Here is a 21,130-nt window from a genome sequence, read left to right on the forward strand (position 1 = left end):
CGGCAGGAGGCGGCGGGCCCGGTGGCCCGCCGCCTCCTCAGTTCGTTCCGGTCACCTGTGCCACTTCTGGTTCGCCGCGCCGACGCAGTCCCAGAGGTGCGCCTGAAGGCCGGTCGACGACTGCGGCGTCTCGCCCTCCTGGTAGCGGGCGCTGGCCGCGTATCCCGGAACGCGCGGAAAGGGCGCGGGAGCCTGTCCGCTCCCGCGCCCTGACCGTCAGCGTGCCCCTCGGCCGGCTGTCACGCGGCCTTCACGAAGTACTGTGCGGCCGATCCGTTGCAGTCCCAGATCTGCAGTCGCGCGCCGTCCGCTGTCGAGCCTGACGGGGAGTCCAGGCACCTGTTGGAGTTCGGGTTGCGCAACCGGTTGCCCTCCTGGACCCAGTTCTGTGCGCCGCTGCCGTTGCAGTCCCAGAGCTGCACCAACGTGCCGTTGGCCGTACCCGCGCCGTTGACGTCGAGGCACCGGCCCAACGTCCGCAGGGTCTGGCCGTCCCAGCTCCACTGCTGGTCCTTCGAAACAGCAGGCCCTTGGCACGCCCACAGCTGAACGGCCGCGCCATTGGCGCCCGTGTCGTTTCCGGCCACGTCCACGCACTTGCCGCCCGGCCCGTTGATCTGTGTCGCGGGTCCGCCCGTGGAAGGCGGCGGCGTGGTCGTGCCGCCCGAGCCGAACGGGGTCAGGATCAGGCCCGCGGAGCGGGGGTCGCCGTCGTGCACCAGCGACTCGAACGCGCCGACGTCGTCGAAGGCGAACGCGTACGCCTTACCGTCCGCCATGTTCTGGTGGATGATCTTCGCGTACTGGTTCGTCGGGCTGTTCTGGTAGAACTGCGCCGCGTTCGTGCTCGGCTGGGTGTCGATGGTGCCCAGCGTGCCGCGGTTCAGCGCCGCGCAGAGCGTCCGCGAGATCGGGCCGACCACCAGGTCGTTCGGGGCCGGCAGGTCGCCGTCGCAGCCCCAGACGCTCGCCGACGACGGCTTGTTGAACGACGCCACCCGGGTACCGGCGCTGTTCGTGAAGTTCATGACGTTGCCCGACGTGCGGCCGAAGTACTTGGTGTTCGGCTGGTCCCCGAACGGCACGACCGTCAGCGTCTTAGTGGTGTACGCGTTCCACGCCGACGTGATGTACGAGTCCAGGTAGTTGGCGCTGAGCAGCCCCGCGCCCGCGGCCTTGCCCGGCGCCAGGGCACGCAGCACGGTCCCGTCGGAGCGGGTGTAGACCGTGTTGGCCCAGCCCGACTGCGCCTTGATCGCGTTGATCACGTTGTTACGGCCGTTGTTCACGGGCTCGCCGGTCTTCTTCGTCGCGCCGGAGGCGCCCGTGACGGTGACCGCGTGCGGCACGGAGAACATGTCGACCTGCGAGCTGTTGAGCCACAGGCCGGCGTCGTTGTATGTGAACTCGCTCCAGTCGAACAGAATGTTGTAGTTGGCGTCGCCGCTGGCCCACGGCGCCGGCTGGACCAGGCCGTCCGGCGTCAGGAAGAACTTGAGCTTCTCGCCGAGCGAGAAGTAGACGCGGCCGGAGAAGCCACGCGGGAAGTTGACGGTCGTCGCGCCGCCGTTGCCGGGTCCGCCGATCGCCACGTCGGGTGCGGGCGTCGGCGGTAGCCCACCGGCCGGCCAGGGTGTGAAGGTGCCGCCCTGGTTCACGTATCCGAGGCGGTTGGTGTTGAGGTTGATGCCGATGACGTACAGGTAGACGGCGTCGCCTCGGCCGGTGTTGTTGGTGACGGTGACCGGTAGCACGGCCGGGCCGATGGCCTGGGCCGGCGCTGCGGCCGACACGGCCGCAACCGGCACTGCCACCGCGAACGCGGCCAGCACATGCAGGAGTTTGGATCTGGTACGCACGAGGACTCCTCGGGGCGCAGCGGGTACGGGGGAAGCCCCGCGGCGTGCTGGGGAGACTCGCCGCAGGGTTGGAGACGGGGTGCGGTGCGCCCAGAGAGCGCTCTCACAGCCTCGAATAGTTAACTCGGTGTGTCAATAGAAACCGGCTGATGTGTTACCAGATTATTTCCGACACAGGCCCGGGCTAGGGTCGGATCATGAGTGAGATGAGTTTCCGCCGGCTCGGCACCTCGGGACTGGTCGTGTCGGTCGTGGGCATCGGCTGCAACAACTTCGGCCGCAAGCTGGACGTCGACGGCACTCGGGCGGTCGTCGACGCGGCGTTCGACGCGGGGATCACCCTCTTCGACACCGCCGACATCTACGGCACCCCGCACGGCGCCTCCGAGGAGTGCCTCGGCGCCGCCCTCAAGGGCCGCCGCGACGAGATCGTGCTGGCCACGAAATTCGGCATGGACATGGAGGGGCTCAACGGCGCCGACCGCGGCGCGCGCGGCTCCCGCGGCTACATCGTCCGCGCGGTCGAGGCCTCCCTGCGCCGGCTCGGCACCGACTACATCGACCTGTACCAGATGCACGAGCCCGACGCGGCGACGCCGATCGAGGAGACGCTGTCGGCGCTCGACGACCTGGTCCGCAGCGGCAAGGTCCGCTACCTGGGCAACTCGAACTTCGCCGGCTGGCAGATCGCGGACGCGGACTGGACGGCCCGGACCGCGGGCCACACCCCGTTCATCAGCGCGCAGAACCAGTACAGCCTGCTGCACCGCGAGGTCGAGGACGAGGTCGTGCCGGCCTGCGAACGGTTCGGGCTCGGCCTGCTGCCGTTCTTCCCGCTGGACAGTGGACTGCTCAGCGGCAAGTACTCCCGTGGGCAGGCGCCGCCCGCGGGCACCCGCCTCGCGCAGGAGCGTTACCAGCGCTGGCTCGACGGCGCCGACTGGGACACCATCGAGGCGCTCACCGCGTTCGGCCAGGAGCGGGGGCACGGCCTGCTCGACGTCGCCATCGCCGGCCTGCTCGCCCAGCCCGCGGTCGCCTCCGTGATCGCCGGAGCCACCACGCCCGAGCAGGTGCGCGCCAACGCCGAGGCCGGCGCGTGGCGGCTGACCAGCGCGGACGCGGTGGCGCTCGACCAGATCTTCGCCGACTGACGGGACACGTCGATGCACGAGGAGACGGCCCGGACCGTCCTGCCCCCGGCCGTCTTCGCCTACTACCGCGACGGGATCGGCGACCAGGTCAGCCGGGACGAGGCCGCGGCCGCGTGGCGTGACTGGCGGTTCGCGCCGCGGCTGTTCCGGGACGTCTCGCGGGTCGGCACCGAGATCGAGTTGTTCGGCGCACGCCTGGCCGGACCGGTGCTGGCCGGGCCGACGGCCCTGCACACCCTCGCGCGGCCCGAGGGGGAGGCGGAGACCGCCCGCGGCGTCGAGGCGGCCGGCTCCCTGCTGGTGCTCAGCTTCCGGTCCGGACGGCCGCTGGAGGAGATCCCGCTGACCCGGCCCTGGTGGTACCAGGCCTACGTGCTGCGGGACCGCAGCGTCACCGAGCGACAGGTACGCCGGGCGGTGGCGGCCGGGGCGCGGGCGATCGTGCTCACCGCCGACGCCCCGTACGTGCCCCGGCGCGGCGTACCGGAGGCGGGTCCGCTGGCGCCGGCGAGCCGGCCGCCCGAACTCGAGCAGGATCCGGCGCTCGGCCCGGACGCGATCTCCTGGCTCGCCGCCGTCTCGGGCCGGCCCGTGCTGGTCAAGGGCGTGCTGCGGCCGCAGGACGCCGTCGCGTGCGTGGCGGCCGGCGCGGCCGGCGTGATCGTCTCCAATCACGGCGGTCGCCAGCTGGACCGGGTGGTCGCCACCGCGCACGCCCTCGGCCCGGTCGCCGAGGCGGTCGGCGGACGGGTGCCGGTGCTTGTCGACGGCGGCATCCGGGACGGCGCCGACGTGCTGACCGCGCTGGCGCTCGGCGCGCGGGCCGTGCTGATCGGCCGGCCGCTGCTGTGGGCGCTGGCGACCGGCGGCGCCGACGGGGTGCGCGACTGCCTGGACTTCTACCGCGAGGACCTGGCGCGGACCATGGCTCAGGCGGGCCTTGCCGCGCTCGCGGACATCGACCACACATTGGTGAGCCGGGTCACACACCGTCCACAAATTGCAATCAACCGTCATCTTTTCGGATGACAGCCGGAAACAGTTCGCCTGCCAAAATTGGACCGCCTTACTAGCCCACCGTCCTGGATGACCTTTGACGATCATCGCCGGCGCTCTGCGCGCCGACAGAAAAGATCTGATCTGGGCAGCCAAGCGAGTGGCATATGTGGCTTTTAAGACGACCACCGGCTTCCTCCTGCGCCATTCCTTCCTCTTTGCGGTGCTGGCCGCGGCCGTCATCATGCGGCTGCTCATGCTGCGGGCGTACCCGTACGCATTCTTCTTTCCGGACAGCCGGCCCTATGTGGCCGGCGCGTTCGACAACGTGCCCTACGACATCCGCCCGTTCGGCTACTCGGTGCTGCTCAAGCCGTTCGTGCCGGGCCCGCTGCAACACGTCGCGGTCGCGCAGCATGTGCTCGGCCTCTGCCTGATCCTCGCCGGATACGCGTTCCTGGTGCACCGCCGCGTCCAGCCGTGGCTCGCCGCGCTGGCCATGGTGCCGATCGCGCTGGACGCCAGGGAGCTGACGCTCGAGCACTACGTGCTGGCCGAGACCGCCTACCTCGCGCTGACCGCGCTCGCCCTGATCGTGCTGGCCTGGCGGGATCGGATCGGCGTGGTCGCGGCCGCGATCGCGGGCCTGCTGCTGGGCTTCGCGGCGATCACCCGCACGGTCGGGCTGCCCGTGATCGGCCTCGTCGTGCTCTACCTGCTGGTGCGGCGGATCGGCTGGGCCCGGCTCGCGGTGTTCCTGCTGCCGGTCGTGCTGATCCTCGGCGGCTACCTGGTCTGGTACCACATGACCTACAAGGTCTACGCGTTCGGCCAGTTCCAGGGCCGGTTCCTCTACGGCCGGGTGATGCCGATCGCGGACTGCCGCCGGCTCGAACTCACGCCCCTGCAACGCACCCTCTGCATGCCGAACGCGCCGCGGCGCTGGAAGCAGCGCCCGGACCAGTACATCTGGAATCCGAGCAGCCCGATCAACTCGCTGTACCCCAGCACGGTCAACGACGAGTTCATCGGCGGGTTCGCCAAAGAGGTGATCAAGCAACACCCGCGCGCCTACCTCAAGATGGTGCTGACCGAGACCGGCTGGCACCTGATGCCGCAGGCGCCGCTGTGGCACTACAACCAGTGCCCGCAGGAGCGGTGGCTGCTGCCCGCGATGCCCGGCGAGTCCTGCAACGCCGCCTACTACCTCGACACCTTCTCGCCGCTCAGCGCGCCGGCGGCCACCATCAAGGTGCCGAACCCGCAGGGCGAGCAGCTCCGCCGGTACGGGATGACGATGACGACCCCCGGCCCGGTGTATGCCGCCGGTGTTCTGTTCGCGCTGCTGGCGGCCGTCTTCCGGCCGCGCCGCGTCAGCTGGCGCGGCGCCGCCGATTCGCTGCTCTTCGTCGGCGCCGGCCTCGGGCTGATCGTCGTCTCGGTCGCCACGAGCATGTTCGATTACCGCTACTCGAACCCGGCCGTGCTGCTGATCCCGATGGGGATCGCGCTTGCTGTCACCCGGATCGTTGCCGCCGCGCGTCTGAAGAAGGAACGACCACCGAACACAGAGGACACAGAGGACACCGTGCCGACTCCGGCCCTCATCGCCAGAATTCCCGTCCAGACAACGAAAGCAGCCGCCGAACATGTCAAGTGACGTCGAGGTCACCGTCCTGCTGCCCTGCCTCAACGAGGCGGAGACCCTGGAAACCTGTGTCCGCAAGGCGCTGCGTTCGCTCGCCGAACTGGGTGTCCGGGGTGAGGTGCTGGTCAGCGACAACGGATCGACCGACGGCTCCCAGGAGATAGCCGTCAGCGCCGGCGCCCGGGTGGTGCACGCGCCCCGCAAGGGCTACGGCGCCGCGCTGATCACCGGCATCGCCGAGGCCCGCGGCCGCTACGTGATCATGGCCGACGCCGACGACTCCTACGACCTCTCGAAGCTCGGGCCGTTCATCGAGCGCCTGCGCGACGGGCACGACGTTGTCATGGGCAACCGGTTCCGCGGCGGCATCAGCAAGGGCGCGATGCCGTTCCTGCACCGCTACCTGGGCAACCCGGTGCTCTCCTGGCTGGGCCGGGTGCTCTTCGGGCTCAAGGGCATCGGCGACTTCCACTGCGGCATCCGCGGCTTCGACCGCAACCGCATCCGCGACCTCGACCTGCGCATGCCCGGCATGGAGTTCGCGTCCGAGCTGGTCGTCCGGGCCTCGCTGAACGGCTACGACATGGCCGAGGTGCCGACGACGCTCCAGCCGGACGGCCGCAGCCGGGCACCGCACCTGCGCACCTGGCGCGACGGCTGGCGCCACCTGCGGTTCCTGCTGGTCTTCGCGCCGCGCCGGACCCTGGTCTGGCCCGGCCTGGTGGTGTTCCTGCTCGGCCTGGTCAGCACCGCCCGGCTCGCCACCGGCGCCCGGCACATCGCCGGGATCGAGTTCGACGTGAACGCGCTGGTCTACGCCTGCCTCGCGGTCCTGGTCGGCGCGCAGCTGATGCTCTTCGGCGGCTTCGCCGAGCTGTACGGCCGCTTCGAGGGGCTGGTCCGCGACGACAAACCCAGCCGCTGGGTGCGCTGGCTGACCTTCGAGCGCTGCATCATGATCGGGCTGTCGCTTGTCGCGATCGGCCTGACCGGCACGATCGTCGCGCTCACCAACTGGGGGCAGACCGGCTTCGGCGCCCTCGACCCGCGCGGCATGATCCGCCTGGTGATGCCGTCCGCGACGGCCATCGCCCTCGGCCTGATCGGCGTCTTCTCCGGGCTCTTCGCGAGCCTGCTCACGCTGCGCGGCATGCGCCCGGCGCCGCTGCCCAAGAAGCTCGTGCGCACCGTGCCGCGCCAGTCCTCCGGCGGCCGGCGCGAGGTCGCGGCCACCGACCAGCACTGAGAAGTCCGGTACGGGGCCGCGTGGCCCCGTACCGGAGTCGGGGTCTATTCGGCGACCGTGACGATCCGGCGGCGCCGGGCCAGCACGAAGGCGGTCACCCCGCCGATCAGCAGCAGGGCGCCGCCGCCGGCCAGCAGGCCGGCCGGGGCACCCGTGACGGGCAGGCCGCCGCCGGACCCGCCCTCGCCGGGGACCTTCACCAGGATCTTCGCCGTGTTGTTTCCGGTCTTCGGGTCGTCCTGGCCGCCGTTGACGGTCAGCACACCCTCCTCCTCGTTGAGGCCGTTCTCGATCTGCACGGTGAAGGAGAAGCGGACCTCCTCGCCCCTGCCGAGGCGGCGGGGTGGCACGCAGACGTAGTCGTGGCCGGAGATCTGGCCGCCCTGTCCCCAGGACGGCTCGCCGTCCGCGTTGACGACGCAGTTGTCGTCCACATCGATCAACTTCGTGCCGGACGGGGTGTGCACCTTCGCCGTCAGGTAGAAGTCGCCCGGCTGGGGATCACGGGTGACCGTCGGGCCGTCGTTGCGGAAGCCCACCTTGACCGTGCTGGTGTCGCCGACCTCGCCGGTGAACGTGCCGCCGAGCGCGACCAGGTCCGTGGTGTTCCCCGAGATGGCGACGGTGAACGCGGTGTAGTCGTCCCACTCGTTCAGGTCGCCCTCGGCCGGCGCCAGCTTCATCAGGTCGCCGGACCGGCTCCGCGCAGCCTTCTTCGCCACCGCGGCGGCGCCGAGGTCGAGCGCGTCGCCGTGCAGGGCGAACATGGCGAGGTCGTGGCTGATCGGACTGAGTGCGTCGATGGTCGCCTCGACGGTCAGCGGCGTAGAAGGGTCGACGGTGAACACCTGGCCCGGCGCGATGGCCTGCTCGAAGAGGCAGACCATGCCGTAGATCTCCGGCACCCGCGCGCAGTTGCGGTACTTGACCGGGAAGTTCACGTCGTAGGGGTAGCCACCGAATCCGATGATGACGCTGTCCACGGCCTTGTTGCCGTTGTTGCGCACGGCCACCGGTACCGGCGCGGACCTGCCCGGCGCGAGCTTGATGTCGTCGATGCCCGCGACCTCGAGATCGACGCCCTGCTCGGCACGCACGACCGTGATCGTGACCGACGAAAGGGACACGCCGGCGCCGTCGCGCACCGAGATCACGAAGCTCGAGCCCAGCGCGGGCAGCTCCTCGGTCGGGGCGACCGTGAAGCGGAAGGACCGGCTGGCGCCCGGCGCGAGGTCACCGACCGCGCAGCTGTGGGCGCCGCAAGCCACCGGGGGCACGAAGCCGATGCTCGGGTCGACCTTCGAGCCGGCGCCGTTGTACTCGATGACCAGGCCCTCGGCCTTGGCCTGGCCGCGGTTGGCGACCACGACCGGCACGAACTTGACCCGGCCGTCGGTGGTGACCACGCGGTCCGGCGCGGAGATGACGACCTGCTGCGGTGCGGAGGGAACCGGCTCGGCGTGCGCGGGGCCGGCCGTGCCGAGTGCGGTCACGCCGATCATGGCGACGGGCAGGGCGAGCCGGCCCAGGAGAGAGTGCGGACGCATTGGTCACCACTTCGATATGCCGAGGTGAGAAGGTCCGCAGAGAGTAGGAAACACCCCGGCCCGGCGCTACCCTGCCGGGACCAAAGCCGTCTATACCTGGGCGAAGGCCAGGCCGTCCTCCGGCAGCGCGGGTGCCTCGCCCCGCGCGGCGGCCCGGCGGGCGAACTCGCGGATGCCCGCGATCTGCCGCTCGCCGAGCGAGAAGTCGAGCGCCCGGAAGTAGGTGGCCAGCGTCGCGGCGTCGAACGGCTCCCAGCGAGCGGCCGCCTCGGCGACGGCGTCCAGCTCGCCGAGGCACAGGTCGCGGGAGCGCTGGAACGCCTCGTGCACGTCCTTGACCACGCCGGGGTTCGCCTCGGCGAACTCCTTGCGCACCGCCCAGACGGCGAAGACCATCGGCAGCCCGGTCCACTCCTTCCAGGCCTGCGCCAGGTCGGTGACGTGCAGGCCGAGCCCGGGTGCCTCGTACAGGGCGCGCAGGGCCGGGTCACCGATCAGGACGGCGGCGTCGGCCTCGAGCAGCATCTGGGTGAGGTCCGGCGGGCAGCGGAAGTACTCGGGCTCGGCGCCGTAGCGGTCCGCGAGCAGCATCTGTGCGAGCAGCACGCCGGTCCGCGAGGTCGAGCCGAGCGCGACCGGGCGCGTGTCAAGCTCGCCGAGGGGCCGGGTCGAGACCAGGTTGACCGAGAGCACCGGGCCGTCGCTGCCGACCGCGAGGTTCGGCAGCAGCAGCAGGTCGTCGGCGTTGCGCAGGTATTCGACGAGCGAGATCGGGCCGATGTCGAGGTCGCCCGCGACCAGGGCGGCGTTGAGCCGGTCCGGGGTGTCCTTGCGCAGGTCGACATCGAGCAGGGCACCCGAGCGCATCAGCCCCCAGTAGATCGGCAGGCAGTTAAGAAACTGGATATGCCCGACCCGAGGCCGCCGTAATACGTCGCTCATGCCGGAACGCTATCCGGGGCGAGCGGTTTCTGTTGGGCTTCCTGCTGGGGTAAGGGACCTATCTCACGTCCGGCCCTCCGCACCGCGGGCAGGCAGCACACCACCGCGACCAGGCCCGCGAGGCCCGCGGCGGCCACCAGCGACCGCGGCTCGAAGCGTTCGACGAGCGGACCGCCGACGACGTAGCCCACCATCCCGGCGCCCTGCACGGCCGCGCCCATGGCGGCGAACGCCCGGCCGCGCGCCGCCTCGGGCACCCGTTCGGCAAGCACCACGCCGGTGAAGACGTTGATGCCGCCGTTGGCCACGCCACCGATCAGCCAGAGCGGCACCAGCACCAGGGTGTGCCAGGCGCCGGCGCCGGCCAGCACCATCAGGCAGGTGGCGGCCGCCAGCAGCAGCGACAGGTAGACCTGCCGGGCGGGATCCGTCACCCGGCCGCCGAACCGGGCGGTGAGCCCGGAGCCGACCAGCATTCCGGCCGCCCAGGCGGCGCCGACCACGCCGAACAGCAGGGGCGAGCCGCCGAGCGTCTCGCGGATGAAGAAGACCTCGATGACGTTGATCGCGCCGACCCCGGCGACGACCGCCGCGATCGCGGCGACCATCACGGCGACGAGCCGGTCGTCGCGCAGTCGCCACGGGACGGTCGCGGCCCGCGCGGGCCGGGCCACGTGCGCCCTGCGCGTGCGGATGAGCAGGCCGGCGGCGACCAGCGCGAGGTAGGTGACCGCGTCGATAAGCAACGGGACGCGGGTGCCGAACTGGCCGACCAGCAGGCCGGCCAGCGCCGGCGCGATCAGCATGCCGACCACGCCGGCGGTCTGGTTGATGCCGCCGGCCCGGGCCAGGTCCTCCCGGCGGACCATCGCGGGCAGCAGCGCGGCGAGGGTCGGCTGGGTGATCGCCAGCCCGCAGGCGAGCAACGCGACCAGCGCGATGATCAGCACCGTCCCGTGCGCGAAGGCCAGCGCGACGCAGATCCCGGCCTGGGCAAGCCCGGCGGTGATCAGCAGCAGCCGGCTGTCCACCCGGTCGGCGATCCGGCCGGTGATCGGCGCCAGCACCGCAAGGGGCAGCGCGGCGGCGAGCAGCAGCCCGGAGACGGCCAGGCCACCCGCGCCGGCCGATTGCAGGGCGAGCGCGAGCGCGGTCGCCGCGAGGAAGTCACCGCAGACGGAGACGCCGCGCGCCCCCGCCGCCAGGTAGACGTCGCCCCATCGCGAATCGGCAGATGTGAAGGACATATTTCGAAGGTATTCCTTCACATCTGCTCACGCAACCCCTGGAGGGTCACTCCGCGTCCACCGGGAAGGCGGCATAGTGCACGGCGACCGTGCGGGCGCCCTCGGGCGGATCCGCCAGCCGGTCCCGTCGCCCGTACGGCGCCAGGAGCTCGCGAATCCGCACCGACACCTCGCTCAGCTCGTCGGCCGTGAGCAGCAGCATCTGATTCATCAGCGTGCTGGCCTCCCGCCACCGCCTCGGCTCCTCGTGCATGCGAGCCCGCCACTGCCGCTGCCGGGCCAGGTCCCGGGTCAGATACGCGTCGACCAGGGCGTTCTCGGCCGCCCGGGTCTCCGGCTCGGCCACGTCGCCCTCGATACTGAGGCCGGGGTTCGTGCTACGCCAGACCCGCTCGCGGCCGTCGCCCCGGCTCGGCGCCTGCTCGACCAGGCCGTACCTGGCCAGTTCGCGCAGGTGGTAGCTGGTGGCGCTGGGCGAGAGGCCGACCAGCCGAGCGCACTCGGTCGCCGTGACCACGGCGCCGGTGCTGGCGAGATGTTCCATGATCTCGATCCGGGCGGGATGCGCCAGCGCCCGCATCACCTGTGGGTCAGTGATCCTCGTATTGCCGCGCTCTTCCGCCATGCCACCCATGATCCCGCCCTAAATACTTCGCGTGGCCGGGGGCTCCCACGTATCATCGAACGCTCGCCCGCGGGGACCGCGCGCACCTCAACCGGGCACAGCCGATACCGCTTCCGCAGCCGGAGAGTCGGGCGGCCCAGGTCAGCCGAACAAAGATACCGATGCCGAAAGGTCGCTCGGATGACGCTGCCTGCCCAACCCGATCTCGATCACGAACTGCACGCCGAGCGCGCCCATCTCAAGGAGTCCCGCGCCGCGCTGGGCCGGATGCGCGGACGGGCCGAGTCCCTCTTCGCCGCCGGCGCGGACGTCGCCGGCGACCCGTACGGCGCGGAGGCGCTCGGCCGCACGCTCAGCCGCCGGGTCGCCGAACTGGCCGACGACCCGTCCACCCCGCTCTTCTTCGGCAAGCTCGACATCGAGGAGGCGAAATACCACATCGGACGGCGGCACGTCACCGACGACGCCGGCGAGCCGATGGTGCTGGACTGGCGGGCGCCGCTCTCCCAGTCGTTCTACCGGGCCAGCGTCCGCGACCCGCAGGGCGTCTCCACCCGGCGGCGGTTCGGCTTCGTCAAGGGCGAGCTGACCAGCTTCGAGGACGAGCACCTGGACCGCGGCGAGGAGCTGGGCACCAGCAGCCGGATCCTGACCGCCGAGATCGAGCGGCCCCGCGTCGGCCCGATGCGCGACATCGTCGCCACCATCCAGCCCGAGCAGGACGAGCTGGTCCGCGCCGAGCTCGAGGACTCGATCTGCGTGCAGGGCGCGCCCGGCACCGGAAAGACCGCGGTCGGGCTGCACCGGGCCGCGTACCTGCTCTACCTGCACCGCGAGCGGCTGCGCCGCTCCGGCGTGCTCATCGTCGGGCCGAACACGGCGTTCCTCTCCTACATCTCGGCGGTCCTGCCGGCGCTCGGCGAGGTCGAGGTGCAGCAGGCCACGGTCGACGACCTGATCGCCCGCGCACCGGTGCGCGGCGGCGACGACGAGGCCGCGGTGCTGCTCAAGCACGACCCGCGGATGGCCGAGGTGCTGCGCCGGGCGCTGTGGGGCCGGCTCGGCAAGCCGGTCGAGCCGATCATGGTGTCGGACGGCTCGTACCGCTGGCGGATCGACCCCGAGCCGCTGCGCCGGATCGTCGACGAGGCCCGCCGCGAGGGGCTGCCGTACTCGGTCGGCCGCGAACGGGTCCGGGCCCGGGTCGTCGGCCTGCTGCAACGGCAGTCGGAATACCGCACCGGCAACTCACCCGGCGAGACCTGGCTGCGCCGGATGAGCAGGATCGCACCGGTCCGCGACTTCCTCGACTCCTCGTGGCCGGCCGTGACGCCGGAGGCGCTTGTCGTCGCGCTGCTCACCGACGCCGAGCTGCTGGCCTCGGCGGCGGCGGGCGTACTCAGCGACGCGGAACAGGCCGCCCTGCTCTGGGCCAAGGCGCCCCGCACCGTCAAGGCGGCGAAGTTCAGCCAGGCCGACCTGGTGCTTATCGACGAGGCGGCCGGCCTGCTCGAACGCGAGGCGAGCTTCGGCCACGTGGTCGTCGACGAGGCGCAGGACCTGTCCCCGATGCAGGCCCGGGCGATCGCCCGGCGCAGCGAACACGGCTCGATCACCCTGCTCGGCGACCTGGCGCAGGGCACGGCGCCGTGGGCCGCCGCCGACTGGCGGGACACCCTCGGCCACCTGGGCAAGCCCGACGCGGTCGTGGTGCCGCTGACCGTCGGCTTCCGGGTGCCCGCGGTCGTGGTGGAGCTCGCCAACCGGCTGCTGCCGGCGCTCGGCGTCGACGTGCCGGAGGCGGTGTCGCTGCGCCGCGACGGCACCCTCGCCATCGTGCCCGCGGCCAGCGAATCCGAGGTCGACGCGGCGATGCTGGTCGAGGTGACCGCGGCGCTGGAGCACGAGGGGTCGGTCGCGGTCATCGCGGCGGACGCGGCGGTGGGCCGGCTGCGCGCGCACCTCGAGGCCGCGGGCCTGGAGGCCGCGACGCCGGACGAGGTCGACTCCGAGGCGCGCGTGACGGTGGTCCCCGCCACGATCGTCAAGGGCCTGGAGTACGACCACGTCATCGTCGTGGAGCCGGCCGAGATCGTGGCGGCCGAGCCGCGCGGCCTGCACCGGCTGTACGTGGTGCTGACCCGGGCGGTGTCCCGGCTGTCCGTCGTGCACGCCGCGCCGCTGCCGGGGCCGCTCGCGCCGTGACTCCTACAGCGCCTTGACCCAGCGGGACCACTCGTCCTGACGGCGATACCCGGCGGCCGCCCAGCTGCGGTGCGCCTGCTCGTTGTCGTCGAGGACCATCGCGTCCATCCGGGTGGCACCCAGCGCCCGGGCGCGGTCCTCCGCCGCCGCGATCAGGGCCCGGCCGATGCCCACACGGCGCCGGTCCGGGTGCACGGCCAGGCGGTACAGGTGGCAGCGCCAGCCGTCCCAGCCGACGATGACCGTGCCGACGATCCTGTCCCCCTCGACGGCCAGGATCAGGGCGTCCGCGTCCCGCAGGTGCAGCGCCGCGACGGCCGCCGGGGTATCCGCGGGCCGGCCCGCGTTCTCGGCGGCGACCGCCCAGAACGCCATGACCGCCGCCAACTCGCGGGACCCGGCGGCCCGCAGCACAAGATGATCACTCACGCCCGTGATGCTAAGTCTTGTTTCGGATCGGTGTTTCAGTTGAACTTCCGACTCAGTCGGGCCGTACCTCGCATTGCGGTGCAACGATCTATCTGTCGTCTGCCGCAGTCCCCCGAGGAGCAGGTCATGAACCCACCGACGCCCGGTGTGCCTAGCTGGGTCGACCTGGGAACCGCCGACCTCAGTGACGCCATCCGCTTCTACTCGGCGCTGTTCGGCTGGGAGGCCGAGGTCTCGGGCGAGGAGTACGGCGGTTACACCACGTTCAGCCTCGACGGCCGCGCCGCGGCCGGCGCCGGACCGCTGTACGGCGAGGGCCAGCAGACCGCCTGGAGCACGTACATCGCGACCGACGACGCGGACCTGATCGCGGCCCGGGTCGAGGCGGCCGGCGGCAAGGTCCTCGTCGCGCCGTTCGACGTGATGTACCAGGGCCGGATGGCGGCCTTCCTGGACCAGGCCGGCGCGCCGTTCAGCGTGTGGCAGTCCGGCACGATGCGCGGCGCGGACGTCTTCGACGCGCCCGGTGCGCTGACCTGGAACGAGCTGACGACCCGCGACGTGGAGGGCTCGGCGGCGTTCTACGGCGACGTGTTCGGCTGGGTGGCCCGCGAGAGCGCGATGGGCGACGGAACGCCGTACATCGTGTGGGAGCTCGGCGGGCAGCCGATCGCCGGGATTCGTCCGATGGACGGCGACGAGTGGCCGGACGATCTCCCACCACATTGGATGATCTACTTCGCGGTGGCCGACTGCGCCGACTCGGCGGCGTACGCGCAGGCGCTGGGCGGCAGCGTCGTGCAACCGCCGACCAGCCTGCCGATCGGCTGCTACGCGGTGCTGACCGACCCGCAGGGCGGCACCTTCTCGATCCTGCAGGGCGCCAACGCCTAGCGGACCGGCACCACCAGGGGTCCCTGCTCGCCGTCGATCACCTTGACGCGTACGCGGTAGTGCTTGGCGAGCAGTTCCTGGGTCAGCACCTCCCGGGCGGTGCCGGCGGCGACCACCCGGCCGCCGTCCAGCAGCACCATGCGGTCGGCGTACTCGCCGGCGATCGACAGGTCGTGCATTGTCGCCAGTACGGTGAGGCCCCGCTCGCCACGCAGCCGGTCGACCAGGTCGAGCACCTCCTGCTGGTGGCCGATGTCGAGGGCGCTGGTCGGCTCGTCGAGGAGCAGGGTCCGTGCGCCCTGCGCGAGCGCCCGGGCGAGGAAGACGCGCTGCCGCTCGCCGCCGGAGAGCGTGTCGAGCCGCCGGGCCCGCATGTCGACCAGGTCGAGCGCGACCAGCGCCTCGTCGACCGCGGCGAGATCGGAGGCGGACTCCCGGCCCAGCGCCGGCACGTACGGGGTGCGGCCGAGCAGCACGTAGTCGAAGACCAGCATCCCGGGCGGCACGACGGGCGACTGCGCGACGGTGGCGACCGTGCGGGCCCGCTCCCGGCGCGGCAGCCGATCGAGGGCGGTGCCGCCGAGGCTGATGTCGCCGTGGAACGGCAGCAGGCCGCCGATGGCCCGCAGCGCGGTGGACTTGCCGGCCCCGTTGGGCCCGATGATCGTGACCCACTCCCCGTCGGCGACATCGAGATCGAGGCCGTCGACGATGACGGTGCCGCCGAGCAGCACCCGCAGCCCGCGAACGGTGATCATGACGTCCTGCTCTTCCGGAGGACGACCGCGAAGAACGGTGCGCCGAAGAACGCCGTCACCACCCCGATGGGTAGCTCGTTCGGGCTCGCCACCGTGCGCGCCACCAGGTCGGTCAGCGCGAGGAAGGCCGCGCCGAACAGCACCGACAGCGGCAGGATCGACCGGTAGCTCGGCCCGGCCAGCAGCCGCAGGGTGTGCGGCACGATGATGCCCACAAAGCCGATCAGCCCCGACACGGAGACCGCGGCGGCCGTGCCCAGCGAGGCCGCGACGATCAGCAGGTACCGGCTGCGCTGCGGATGCAGCCCGAGGCTGGCCGCCTCCTCGTCGCCGACGGTCAGCACGTCGAGCTCGCGGCGCTGCGAGAGCACGATCGCACCCGTCACCGCCGCGTACGGGAGCACCAGCAGCACGTCGTGCCAGCCGGCGGTGGCCAGCCGGCCGAGCAGCCACGAGTACACCTCGCGCAGCGTGTCGACGTGCTGCTGCATCAGGTAGGTCTGCGCCGCGGCGAGGAAGGCGGAGACGGCGACGCCGGCGAGGATCAGCGTGGCCGGCCCCCGCGCCCGGCCGCCGGCGGCGCCGAGCAGCCAGGTCAGGGCGACGGCGGCGATCGCGCCGACGAACGCGGCAAGGGGCACGCTCATCGGCAGGTTCGCCGTGGCGTCGCCGGTACCCGAGCGGAAGGCGATCACGGCCGTCACGCCGAGCCCGGCACCGGCGGCGACGCCAAGCAGGTGCGGGTCGGCAAGCGGGTTGCGGAAGACACCCTGGTACGCGGCGCCGGCGAGGGCGAGCATCGCGCCGACGAGCAGGCCGAGCACGACGCGCGGCAGGCGGAGCTCGGTGATGATGGCGACCTCGCGCGCGTTGAGGCCGCTGTCGATCCGCACGCCGGGCAGGAGATTGAGCAGCTCGGCCGCGACACCGGCCGGCGGCAGGCTGACCGGCCCGAAGGCGATGCCCGCCACCAGCGCGAACAGGACGGCGACGACGCCGCCGGCGAACCATCCGGCCCGCAGCCCGGCGGGTCTCATCCGCGCCGGGCCGCCGGTATCCGGTAGCGATGGGGCGGCCGGCCGCCCTGCGGTCACGACGGGACCTTGGCCACCGAATCGGCCACCGACTGCACGAGATCCACGACGCGCGGTCCCCACCGCGACGCGATGTCGTCGTCCAGCGCCACGATCTGGTCCTTCTGCACCGCCGTGATCGCCGACCAGCCCGTGCGGGCCTTGACCGTCGCGGGCGACTGCTTGCAGCAGTTGGTGTCGGCCAGGAAGATCAGGTCCGGATTCGCCTTGATCAGGGCCTCCGGGGACAGCTGCGGATAGCCGCTCTTGGCGCCGTCCGGGTCGGCGGGGTCCGCCACGTTCTTCAGCCCGAACATCGAGAAGATCGAGCCGATGAACGTGCTCGAGGTGACCGAGTAGAGCGTCGGGTCGAGCTCGTAGTAGTAGCTGAGCGGCGCGCTCCTGGCCGGCACCGACTTGACGATCTTGTCGATCTGGGTGCGCATGCGCTCCGTGAGCGCCGCCGCCTCGTCGCCGTTGCCGGTCAGCGCGCCCAGCTCGTCGATCTGCCGGTAGGTGTCGTCGAGGGTCTTGGCGGCGGGCGCCAGCAGCACCGGGATCTTGAGCTTGGTGAGCTGGTCGACGATCTTGTTGAGGTCGTCCGAGAGGACCACCAGGTCGGGGTTCTTGGCCGCGATGGCCTCGGCGTTCGGCTTGAAACCGGACAGCTCGCTCTTCGGCGCGTCCGCCGGATAGGTCGACTGGTCGTCGACGGCCGTGACCTGCGGCCCGGCGCCGATCGCGAACAGCATCTCGGTCGCCGTGGGCGCCAGCGACACGATCCGCTCGGGCCGGCGCTCCAGGGTGACGCCGCCGGCGGTCACGGGGTATGCCGCGCTACCGCTGGGCGCGGTGGCGGCGGGTTCGTCGGTTCCGCCCGCGCACCCGCCGAGCAGCAGGGCGGTCGCCGCGACGGCAGCCGTCAACATACGTTTCATTCTGGTCCTCCTGTCGGCCGAGGCTGAAGTGCTTCGCCGACCGGAGGGGGAAACCGGCCCGCGAGGCGCCCCTCCCCGAGAGCGCTGAATCGCGACCGGCGCCCAGGCGACCTGGCTTCGCCCCCGGCCACGCGGGGGCTCACAGTTGCGGGACAGCGCCGGAATCACACCGGCTTCGCTGCGACGCGGTCGAGACGAAACTAGCTCACGGTCCCAGCGGACAGCGGATCGAGGCCTGAAGAGATACTAAGATCACCTGCTCACGAGCGGTCCCCGCCGGCCGAGATCTGGGCCTCGTGCGCCGCGAAGTTGGTGATGTTGGCCCGGAACTCGGTGAGCCATTCGGCAGTCTCGCCGTCGATCAGGTCGGCGACGTCGGAGACGAACTGCTCGATCAGGTCCAGGCCGGCCTTGGCCGTGATCACGTCCACGCCGAACGCGGCGTCCGCGTTCACCGTGGTCCAGGCGAAGCGGAACTTCCCCAGCCGGCGTTCCAGCGCGCGGGCCGTCGTGATGTCGCGCATCCAGCCCGACGACAACCCGAAGAAGTGATCGAACGCCACGCACCCCGCGGCGAGCGCCAGCATGACGTAGCCCCAGTTCGCGCTCCGGCCCTCGGTGGCGGCCAGCAGCGGCGCGACGCCGCCGACGATCGCGAAGAGGATGGCGAGCGCCCGCAGCGCCCGGGAGCCGACCCGCTTGCTCGCCTTGTCCCGCAGGTACCAGTCGCGCGCCTCGGCGGCGTTCGCCTCGGCCCAGGCGCGTAGCCGTTCCAATGTCGCCGCGGGGTCCCGCCATTCATCCACTGTCGGCACCGGCATTTCTCCGGGTTGCAGATCCCGCTTGCGACGGTTCGCCATCCGGCACCACCCCTTCCCATCAGGGATTGACTCACGTCAACCTCACCCGTGACAAGATAGGCGTCTTAGGCAACCTTCCGTGTACTGGCGCCTACTCTGTGCAAACTCTACGATTGTCTGCACGGAAAGCGAATAGACGAACTCGGAGGGTGACATGAGCTTCATCCTTCACCTCTCCGACCTGCATCTATCTCCGCCCGACGATCGCGAAACGGTCGGCGACCACAAGATCAACGTCATTCCACTTCACGATCGGGTACGCCGGACCGAGCTGATCCGGACGACGCTGCGTGAACTCGGCCGCGCACTCGAGAGCGGGCGCCGCCGGCTCGACGCGGTCGTGGTCAGCGGCGACGTCACCTATCAGGGCCGCGCCGACGGCTTCGGACTGCTCCCCCGCACCCTCGCCGAGCTGGGCCGCGTCCTGCCCGAGCCCGACAAGATCCTCATCGTGCCGGGCAACCACGACGTCCGGTGGTACACCGCGCCCTCCAGCGAGGAGCGCTACGAGCAGTTCCTCACCCTCCGAGAGCACGGCTACCGCACCCCGCTGCTCGAGGGCGTCGACTTCGACCAGTACGGCGAGATGCACCACCCGCCACCGGTACCGCCGACGGTGCTCGCCGACGACGAGAGCTTCATCCTCGTCGGGCTGAACACGGCCAACCACTGCGGCGTCGAGATGGAGGTACCGCCCGAGGTCCGGGCCGCGTACGACGCGCTGTCCGGCCGCGCCGACATGGACCCGCAGCTGCGGATCATCCTGGACGACTGGCGGCTGCGGGGCCGCTTCGACGTCGCTCGCCTCGGGCCGCACCAGCAGCGGCACGCCTCGGACGCGCTGCGCAGGGACGCGCCACCCGGGGCCGTGCGCATCGCCGTCATGCACCACCAGTTGCTGCCGTTGAGCCCCGACGAGGAGGTGAAGCCGTTCGAGTCACTCACCAACCTCGGCGAGGTGCGTGACTTCCTGGCCGGCAACGACATCGACCTGCTGCTGCACGGCCACAAGCACGTCGAGCACATGTACGCCGACCGCTACCGCCCCAACCTCCTGGGGCTCAACAGCGAGATCCGCAAGCTGCTGGTGTGCTCGGCCGGCACCATCGGGCTCGGCCAGTCACACGGCGGCGAGGTCGCGAAGCTGCTCACCATCGACGCCGCGCACCGGGCGGCCCGCCGCGTGACGATGGAGAGCGTGCCGGCGACCCGCAGCGGCATCCCGCTCAAGGTTGGCGCGTTCCGCAGCCAGTCGTTCCGGATCGCCAACGACGAGCCGTCCGAGACCGGGGAGATCGTCGGGACCACCGCCCAGGACGTGCACGAACAGCTCATCGACCTTTACGTGAAGGGCCGCGTCCCGCCCCGGTCCCCGCTGATCTGCCGGTTCACCGACGGCCAGTCCGCGCTGACCCGGCCGGCGTCCTACCCGCACCTGCCGCTCGGCCGCGCCGACGACAACGACGACTGGTTCGAGCGGATGACCGGCTTGTGGCAGCGGCAGACGCCGATCCGCGGCATGCCGTTCAACCACGGCTCGCGCATCTACAACTTCGGCGGAACACGGGATCAGCTCAGCGCCGCGGCGGAGACCCTGTCCCGGGACCCGGCCAGCGGTAAGGCGCTCGTGATCCTGCTCGACCCGTTGCGGGACCACGCCGACGGGCAGGACCATCGCTACCCGGCCTTCTGCCTGGCGCAGTTCGTGGTCACCGGCGAGAAGCTCGGGGTGGTCGCCTACTTCCGCAAGCAGGAGATGCACTACTGGTGGGCGATAAACGTGGCCGAGCTGGCGATGTTGCAGGAACGGATGCTCCTGGAACTGCGGGGCTTCGACTCGCACTACGTCCCCGGCGAGATCACCACCGTGACGGCGATGCCGGTGGTCGCGGAGAAGGTGCCGAGGGTCGCCGTGCCGCGGATCGACCAGGTCGCGGACGAGCAGCCCGGCGAACTGGTCCGGCTCGCGCTGTCCGTCTGCGCCCGCGATCTGCCCGGCCGCGAGGCGTTCGTCGACCAGTGGTCCGCGGTCGTCAACGACTGGAAGCCCGGGCTCACCGCGACCGTCGACGGCGATCCGGTCGCGACGTTCGGGCTGCGCGCCCTGGCCGAGGTGATCGAGAACGTCTCGCAGGCCATCGGCACCGAGGACCGGGTCGATGTCATCATCAGCTGCCTGAAGCAGATGCATCAGCACAACGTCGACTTCGCGACGAAGATGCAGAGCAAGACGGACTACAAACGTACGCACGAGGAGTGGCGACGGGAGGTGCAGCCGCTCGTCGCCCGCCTGCTGAGCACGGTGAACCGCATCCTGCTGAGCCCGGATCACCCGCATCTGGTGCGGGACCGGCCGCCCGAAGCCGAACGGGGGCGCAGCGCATAGTGGCCGGCCGCGACGTTCCCCGTCGCGACCGGCCACTCCCGCTGTTCCTGCCCTACACGTCGAGTCCGGCGGCTCTCAACCGGTCGACGACGGGCACCTGCCCCGGAGGCCGCAGCCGGTACTCCCGCTTCTGGTTGATGACTGTCAGGTACGCCGAGACCTGCTGGCCCACCTGATAGTCATCGTCGTCGTCCACGTAGAGCACGTCGATCAGCCCGACGCGGCCGGCGCCGAGATCCACCACGATCCCCCACGGGAACACCGCGGTCACGGTGCCGTGCATCAGCGTGCCGATGAGCGCCTGCTCCTCGGGTTCGGACATG

18 protein-coding genes and 1 riboswitch are annotated in these 21,130 nt (G+C 71.3%); of the genes, 7 read left to right on the plus strand and 11 right to left on the minus strand.

Annotated features, from left to right (window positions below):
* Window positions 1-239 precede the first annotated feature (239 nt).
* Complete coding sequence (locus BJ971_RS37710; protein WP_184998067.1) at window positions 240-1,859, minus strand: beta-1,3-glucanase family protein; 1,620 nt, start codon at window positions 1,857-1,859, stop codon at window positions 240-242.
* Between the two features lie 197 nt (window positions 1,860-2,056).
* On the opposite strand from BJ971_RS37710, the gene BJ971_RS37715 reads away from it, so the two are divergent.
* The 4 genes from BJ971_RS37715 to BJ971_RS37730 all read left to right on the plus strand — a co-directional run bounded on the left by BJ971_RS37715 (window position 2,057) and on the right by BJ971_RS37730 (window position 6,903).
* Window positions 2,057-3,013 carry an aldo/keto reductase gene (locus tag BJ971_RS37715; protein ID WP_239087569.1) on the plus strand — a complete coding sequence of 319 codons (957 nt, stop codon included), beginning with the start codon at window positions 2,057-2,059 and terminating at the stop codon, window positions 3,011-3,013.
* A 12-nt stretch (window positions 3,014-3,025) separates the two neighbouring features.
* Window positions 3,026-4,042 (plus strand): alpha-hydroxy-acid oxidizing protein, encoded by a 1,017-nt coding sequence (locus BJ971_RS37720; protein ID WP_184998068.1) that lies wholly within the window; start codon window positions 3,026-3,028, stop codon window positions 4,040-4,042.
* A gap of 64 nt (window positions 4,043-4,106) precedes the next feature.
* Window positions 4,107-5,669, plus strand: a complete 1,563-nt coding sequence (locus BJ971_RS37725) for a hypothetical protein (RefSeq protein ID WP_184998069.1) — start codon at window positions 4,107-4,109, stop codon at window positions 5,667-5,669.
* Window positions 5,659-6,903, plus strand: a complete 1,245-nt coding sequence (locus BJ971_RS37730; RefSeq protein WP_184998070.1) for a glycosyltransferase family 2 protein — start codon at window positions 5,659-5,661, stop codon at window positions 6,901-6,903. The genes BJ971_RS37725 and BJ971_RS37730 overlap by 11 nt, the downstream gene beginning before the upstream one ends.
* A 44-nt stretch (window positions 6,904-6,947) precedes the next feature.
* Here BJ971_RS37730 and BJ971_RS37735 read toward each other — a convergent pair whose 3' ends face one another.
* The 4 genes from BJ971_RS37735 to BJ971_RS37750 form a co-directional block, all read right to left on the minus strand.
* The gene (locus BJ971_RS37735) at window positions 6,948-8,450 is read right to left on the minus strand and encodes a COG1361 family protein (RefSeq protein ID WP_184998071.1); all 1,503 of its coding nucleotides are present in this window, start codon (window positions 8,448-8,450) and stop codon (window positions 6,948-6,950) included.
* 90 nt (window positions 8,451-8,540) lie between these two features.
* Window positions 8,541-9,392, minus strand: coding sequence for a menaquinone biosynthetic enzyme MqnA/MqnD family protein (locus BJ971_RS37740; protein ID WP_184998072.1), 852 nt, complete (start codon window positions 9,390-9,392; stop codon window positions 8,541-8,543).
* Window positions 9,389-10,639, minus strand: coding sequence for an MFS transporter (locus tag BJ971_RS37745; RefSeq protein WP_184998073.1), 1,251 nt, complete (start codon window positions 10,637-10,639; stop codon window positions 9,389-9,391). Before BJ971_RS37745 ends, BJ971_RS37740 begins: the two co-directional genes overlap by 4 nt.
* Before the next feature lie 46 nt (window positions 10,640-10,685).
* The gene (locus BJ971_RS37750) at window positions 10,686-11,264 is read right to left on the minus strand and encodes an ArsR/SmtB family transcription factor (RefSeq protein ID WP_184998074.1); all 579 of its coding nucleotides are present in this window, start codon (window positions 11,262-11,264) and stop codon (window positions 10,686-10,688) included.
* 180 nt (window positions 11,265-11,444) lie between these two features.
* Between BJ971_RS37750 and BJ971_RS37755 the strand changes: the two genes are divergently transcribed.
* A complete protein-coding gene (locus BJ971_RS37755; protein ID WP_184998075.1) occupies window positions 11,445-13,469 on the plus strand; it encodes a HelD family protein in 2,025 nt (674 codons plus the stop codon).
* A 3-nt stretch (window positions 13,470-13,472) separates the two neighbouring features.
* Here the strand turns inward: BJ971_RS37755 and BJ971_RS37760 are convergent, their stop codons facing one another.
* Window positions 13,473-13,898, minus strand: a complete 426-nt coding sequence (locus BJ971_RS37760; protein WP_239087577.1) for a GNAT family N-acetyltransferase — start codon at window positions 13,896-13,898, stop codon at window positions 13,473-13,475.
* 126 nt (window positions 13,899-14,024) lie between these two features.
* On the opposite strand from BJ971_RS37760, the gene BJ971_RS37765 reads away from it, so the two are divergent.
* Window positions 14,025-14,792, plus strand: coding sequence for a VOC family protein (locus tag BJ971_RS37765; RefSeq protein ID WP_184998076.1), 768 nt, complete (start codon window positions 14,025-14,027; stop codon window positions 14,790-14,792).
* Here BJ971_RS37765 and BJ971_RS37770 read toward each other — a convergent pair.
* From BJ971_RS37770 to BJ971_RS37785, 4 genes are all read right to left on the minus strand, one after another.
* Window positions 14,789-15,550: an ABC transporter ATP-binding protein gene (locus tag BJ971_RS37770; RefSeq protein ID WP_184998077.1), complete on the minus strand. Its 762-nt coding sequence runs from the start codon at window positions 15,548-15,550 to the stop codon at window positions 14,789-14,791. The genes BJ971_RS37765 and BJ971_RS37770 overlap by 4 nt on opposite strands.
* On the minus strand, window positions 15,547-16,587 hold the full coding sequence (locus BJ971_RS37775; RefSeq protein WP_184998078.1) for a FecCD family ABC transporter permease: 1,041 nt from the start codon (window positions 16,585-16,587) through the stop codon (window positions 15,547-15,549). Before BJ971_RS37775 ends, BJ971_RS37770 begins: the two co-directional genes overlap by 4 nt.
* Window positions 16,588-16,640: 53 nt before the next feature.
* Window positions 16,641-17,561, minus strand: coding sequence for an ABC transporter substrate-binding protein (locus BJ971_RS37780; RefSeq protein WP_184998079.1), 921 nt, complete (start codon window positions 17,559-17,561; stop codon window positions 16,641-16,643).
* 110 nt (window positions 17,562-17,671) lie between these two features.
* Window positions 17,672-17,735: riboswitch (cobalamin riboswitch) on the minus strand.
* 86 nt (window positions 17,736-17,821) lie between these two features.
* Window positions 17,822-18,376, minus strand: coding sequence for an SLATT domain-containing protein (locus BJ971_RS37785; protein ID WP_184998080.1), 555 nt, complete (start codon window positions 18,374-18,376; stop codon window positions 17,822-17,824).
* 199 nt (window positions 18,377-18,575) lie between these two features.
* On the opposite strand from BJ971_RS37785, the gene BJ971_RS37790 reads away from it, so the two are divergent.
* On the plus strand, window positions 18,576-20,807 hold the full coding sequence (locus BJ971_RS37790) for a metallophosphoesterase family protein (RefSeq protein ID WP_184998081.1): 2,232 nt from the start codon (window positions 18,576-18,578) through the stop codon (window positions 20,805-20,807).
* Window positions 20,808-20,859: 52 nt separating this feature from the next.
* Here the strand turns inward: BJ971_RS37790 and BJ971_RS37795 are convergent, their stop codons facing one another.
* Window positions 20,860-21,129 carry a S1 RNA-binding domain-containing protein gene (locus BJ971_RS37795; RefSeq protein ID WP_184998082.1) on the minus strand — a complete coding sequence of 90 codons (270 nt, stop codon included), beginning with the start codon at window positions 21,127-21,129 and terminating at the stop codon, window positions 20,860-20,862.
* Window position 21,130: the final 1 nt, after the last annotated feature.

It is taken from the genome of Amorphoplanes digitatis (genome assembly GCF_014205335.1).
Taxonomy (GTDB): Bacteria; Actinomycetota; Actinomycetes; order Mycobacteriales; family Micromonosporaceae; genus Actinoplanes; species Actinoplanes digitatus.

Excerpts from the sequence above, each read along its gene's own strand:
- BJ971_RS37715 (WP_239087569.1), top strand. The coding sequence starts at position 2,057 with ATGAGTGAGATGAGTTTCCGCCGGCTCGGCACCTCGGGACTGGTCGTG.
- BJ971_RS37720 (WP_184998068.1), top strand. The coding sequence starts at position 3,026 with ATGCACGAGGAGACGGCCCGGACCGTCCTGCCCCCGGCCGTCTTCGCC.
- BJ971_RS37730 (WP_184998070.1), top strand. The coding sequence starts at position 5,659 with ATGTCAAGTGACGTCGAGGTCACCGTCCTGCTGCCCTGCCTCAACGAG.
- BJ971_RS37735 (WP_184998071.1), bottom strand. The coding sequence starts at position 8,450 with ATGCGTCCGCACTCTCTCCTGGGCCGGCTCGCCCTGCCCGTCGCCATG.
- BJ971_RS37740 (WP_184998072.1), bottom strand. The coding sequence starts at position 9,392 with ATGAGCGACGTATTACGGCGGCCTCGGGTCGGGCATATCCAGTTTCTT.
- BJ971_RS37745 (WP_184998073.1), bottom strand. The coding sequence starts at position 10,639 with ATGTCCTTCACATCTGCCGATTCGCGATGGGGCGACGTCTACCTGGCG.
- BJ971_RS37750 (WP_184998074.1), bottom strand. The coding sequence starts at position 11,264 with ATGGCGGAAGAGCGCGGCAATACGAGGATCACTGACCCACAGGTGATG.
- BJ971_RS37755 (WP_184998075.1), top strand. The coding sequence starts at position 11,445 with ATGACGCTGCCTGCCCAACCCGATCTCGATCACGAACTGCACGCCGAG.
- BJ971_RS37765 (WP_184998076.1), top strand. The coding sequence starts at position 14,025 with ATGAACCCACCGACGCCCGGTGTGCCTAGCTGGGTCGACCTGGGAACC.
- BJ971_RS37770 (WP_184998077.1), bottom strand. The coding sequence starts at position 15,550 with ATGATCACCGTTCGCGGGCTGCGGGTGCTGCTCGGCGGCACCGTCATC.
- BJ971_RS37775 (WP_184998078.1), bottom strand. The coding sequence starts at position 16,587 with ATGAGACCCGCCGGGCTGCGGGCCGGATGGTTCGCCGGCGGCGTCGTC.
- BJ971_RS37780 (WP_184998079.1), bottom strand. The coding sequence starts at position 17,561 with ATGAAACGTATGTTGACGGCTGCCGTCGCGGCGACCGCCCTGCTGCTC.
- BJ971_RS37790 (WP_184998081.1), top strand. The coding sequence starts at position 18,576 with ATGAGCTTCATCCTTCACCTCTCCGACCTGCATCTATCTCCGCCCGAC.
- BJ971_RS37795 (WP_184998082.1), bottom strand. The coding sequence starts at position 21,129 with ATGTCCGAACCCGAGGAGCAGGCGCTCATCGGCACGCTGATGCACGGC.